Below are 3,352 nucleotides of genomic sequence, written 5' to 3' on the forward strand. Positions count from 1 at the left end.
GTCACGGACCTTACGTCCACAAAAATCGAGATCATGTGCGCGCTTGAATCCCTCCCGTCCAATTTCGATATTATTGGAGGGCATCCCATTTGTGGCAAGGAAACACTTGGAATTTCCAATGCCGAAAAAGAAATGCTCGAAGGCTGCATCTATACGCTGACGCCCTCCGGGCGGACATCGGAGCGGACAAAAACTCTCGCTGCTCAACTTGTGGATGCGATTGGCGCCACCCCGCTCTGGATTGATGCCAAAGAACACGATCGCACTCTCGCGGCAACGAGTCACGCTCCTCATCTTCTTTCGGTGGCTCTCACGCATGCAACAGAGAAAAAATATGCCCGTCTCAGCGGAGGAGGTTTTTCCAGTGCAACCCGGCTGGCCTCAACCCCCACGAGCATGATGCTCTCGATGGTGATGACAAATGCTGATAACACGATCGAGGCGCTGGAAAAAGTCAAAACCGAGATTGATAAGATCCTGGCGCTCATGAAAGCTGGAGACGAGGTAAATCTGGAGATTTTGCTGGATGCGAGTAAAAATAAACGTGAAGAGATGATGCGCAAAGCATAAAAATCATCACAGAGTCACAAAGAACACGAAGATTTTTTGTGGTCACAAAGAGCAAAAAATGACAAAAACCATTCACCCCATCACCCATCCCCTGAATGCCAGCGTACGCGTGCCGGGCTCAAAATCCCTGACCAACCGCGCTTTGCTGATGGCTGCCCTGGCCGAGGGGAAAACCACGCTTCGAAACGCCCTTTTTTCAGACGATTCTGATTACTTTGCGAAGGCCCTTCAAAATTTAGGCTTTGAAGTTGAACTTAACCCTGAGCGCAAAGAGATCGGTGTTCGGGGCCTGGGTGGGAATATCCCCGCTACCAGCGCAGAGCTTTTTATTGGCAATTCAGGCACAACAGCCCGTTTTCTAACTGCCTTTTTAACACTTGGCAAAGGTGAGTATTCAATTGACGGTGAGCCACGGATGCGCGAAAGGCCAATCGGCGATTTGCTGGCAGCGCTCAGAAAGTTGGGCGCAAAGTTGGAAGCAAATAATAATTGTCCGCCTGTAAATATTACTGCATCCGGACTGAGTGGTGGCAAGACGGAAATCGCAGGGAATATTTCATCCCAATATCTTTCAGCATTGCTGATGATCGCACCCTATTCTCAATCACCCGTGGAGATCGAAGTCAGCACAGCCCTCAGCTCAAAACCCTATATCGACATGACCATCTCGATCATGCGCGATTTTGGCGTGGATGTGGAACGGGACCAGTATCAGCGATTCAGGATTCAGCCTGCTCGCTACCTTCCTGTTTCAAATTATTCCATAGAATCTGATGCTTCTGCTGCTTCCTATTTCTTCGCAGCACCCGCCATCTGCGGCGGGACCGCCCGCGTAGAAAATATTTCACGCGGTTCAGTCCAGGGCGATATCAACTTTCTGGATATCCTCAGGGAAATGGGCTGCGAAATTAAGGAAATTGATACCGCAATCGAAGTTACTGGAAACGCCAATCTCCGCGGTATAGATGTGGATATGCGTGACATCCCTGATACAGCCCAAACCCTCTCGGCAATAGCGCCCTTTGCCTCCTCCCCGACTCGGATCCGTGGGATCGCCTCGGCACGCGTCAAGGAAACGGACCGCGTCTCGGCTGTTTGCACAGAGCTGGCCCGTTTAGGGATAACGGTTGAAGAATACGATGATGGAATGAAAATATATCCCTGCGAAAATATTCAACCGGCAACGATTCGAACGTATAATGACCATCGGATGGCAATGGCCTTTTCATTGATTGGACTGCGGGTGGAAGGTGTGCAGATAGAAAACCCCGCCTGCGTATCAAAGACATTTCCGAATTTTTTTGACGTATTGGAAGAACTTAGAATGTAAGGACTAAACACAAGGAAGACTAAGAGTCACAAAGTATTTCTTAGTGTTCCTTCGTGACCTTTGTGTTTAGATAAACCAAATTTCAGAACATGTCAACATTCAATCTCGGACTCCTCGGCTACCCAATCAAGGCCAGTTTCTCGCCTCAACTCCATCGCGCTGCGTTAAATGATTCCGGGCTACAGGGTGATTATCAACTTTACCCAATTCCACCAGATGACCCGGAAGCTCTAGCAGAGATGCTCGCCCGCGTTCGAAAGAGAGAATTACGAGGCTTAAATGTGACCATTCCGCATAAGCAGGCAGTCATCCCTCTTTTGGATAAGTTGAGTGAGACCGCAAATGCAATCGGCGCGGTAAATACGATTTCAATGAAAAATAGGCAATTATTTGGTGATAATACCGATGCGCAGGGATTTTTGAATGATTTAGTACACTTATCAGAAAAGACATCTTCTGTGAGGAAAGCTCTCATCCTTGGCGCAGGCGGATCGGCTCGAGCGGTTACCTATGCGCTCCTCTCTGAGGGCTGGGAGGTGATCATTGCTGCCCGGCGTCCCGATCAGGCGCAAGCGCTTAAGAATTATTTCTCATCTAATATCGAGCAGCTAAGTGCGTTAAAATTGGATATACATGGGCTTGCAGATCTATCGTCCACCCTGATCGTCAACACAACCCCGGTCGGGATGTTGTCTCATCTGCAAGGTTCCCCATGGCCTGAGGATCTCCCTCTCCCGGGTGGCACAGCCCTTTACGACCTGATCTATACTCCTGCGAAAACACAGCTGATGGCAGACGCAGAAGTAGCTGGGTTGCCCATTCGCGGCGGGATCGGGATGCTGATCGAACAGGCCGCGCTCTCATTCAGGATCTGGACAGGAAAAAAACCATCTACTCAAAAGATGCTTCAAGCATATCTGGATGCAATCCAACATACAAGGCAGTAAGGAGAAATTATGCCACTTCGCTTTCTAACTGCGGGAGAATCCCATGGCCCCGCCATGCTCGCCATACTTGAAGGAATGCCTGCCGGGTTGAAAATTACCCCCAATGTGATCGACCATGAACTTCAACGGCGTCAACGCGGCTATGGCGCCGGTCCGCGGATGAAGCTCGAAAAAGATCAAGCCATCATCCAAAGCGGGATTCTCGAAGGGAAAACGACCGGCGCGCCGATTTCCCTGAGTATCATCAACGCCGATCACGAAAAGTGGAAAAATAAAGACATCCCGCCAATGACTGCGCCACGTCCGGGACATGCCGACCTGGTCGGTGCGATCAAATATGGATATGAGGATCTACGCCCTTCCCTTGAACGTGCTTCCGCCAGAGAAACATCCGCTCGGGTTGCGGTGGGTGCCATTTGTAAACACCTGCTCGAAGAATTTGGGGTACAAATTGGAGGCTATGTGGTCTCGATTGGCAAGGTTAAAGCCGATCTATTCGATATGA

4 protein-coding genes are annotated in these 3,352 nt (G+C 49.9%); all 4 read left to right on the forward strand.

Going from position 1 to position 3,352, the window contains the following annotated elements; translation table 11 throughout:
* A partial coding sequence (locus tag AC3DOM_RS16930; RefSeq protein ID WP_487920214.1) for a prephenate dehydrogenase occupies positions 1 to 570 on the forward strand: 570 nt, incomplete at its 5' end.
* Positions 571 to 628: 58 nt separating this feature from the next.
* Positions 629 to 1,900 (forward strand): 3-phosphoshikimate 1-carboxyvinyltransferase, encoded by a 1,272-nt coding sequence (aroA, locus tag AC3DOM_RS16935; RefSeq protein ID WP_487920215.1) that lies wholly within the window; start codon positions 629 to 631, stop codon positions 1,898 to 1,900.
* 89 nt (positions 1,901 to 1,989) lie between these two features.
* Positions 1,990 to 2,847, forward strand: a complete 858-nt coding sequence (gene aroE / locus AC3DOM_RS16940; protein WP_487920216.1) for a shikimate dehydrogenase — start codon at positions 1,990 to 1,992, stop codon at positions 2,845 to 2,847.
* A 9-nt stretch (positions 2,848 to 2,856) separates the two neighbouring features.
* The coding region (locus tag AC3DOM_RS16945; protein ID WP_487920217.1) for a chorismate synthase at positions 2,857 to 3,352 on the forward strand (496 nt) is incomplete at its 3' end.

The organism is Candidatus Desulfolinea nitratireducens, assembly GCF_982879505.1.

What these genes read in the sequence shown, in the direction of transcription:
- aroE (WP_487920216.1), top strand. Translation starts at nt 1,990, where the DNA reads ATGTCAACATTCAATCTCGGACTCCTCGGCTACCCAATCAAGGCCAGT.
- aroA (WP_487920215.1), top strand. Translation starts at nt 629, where the DNA reads ATGACAAAAACCATTCACCCCATCACCCATCCCCTGAATGCCAGCGTA.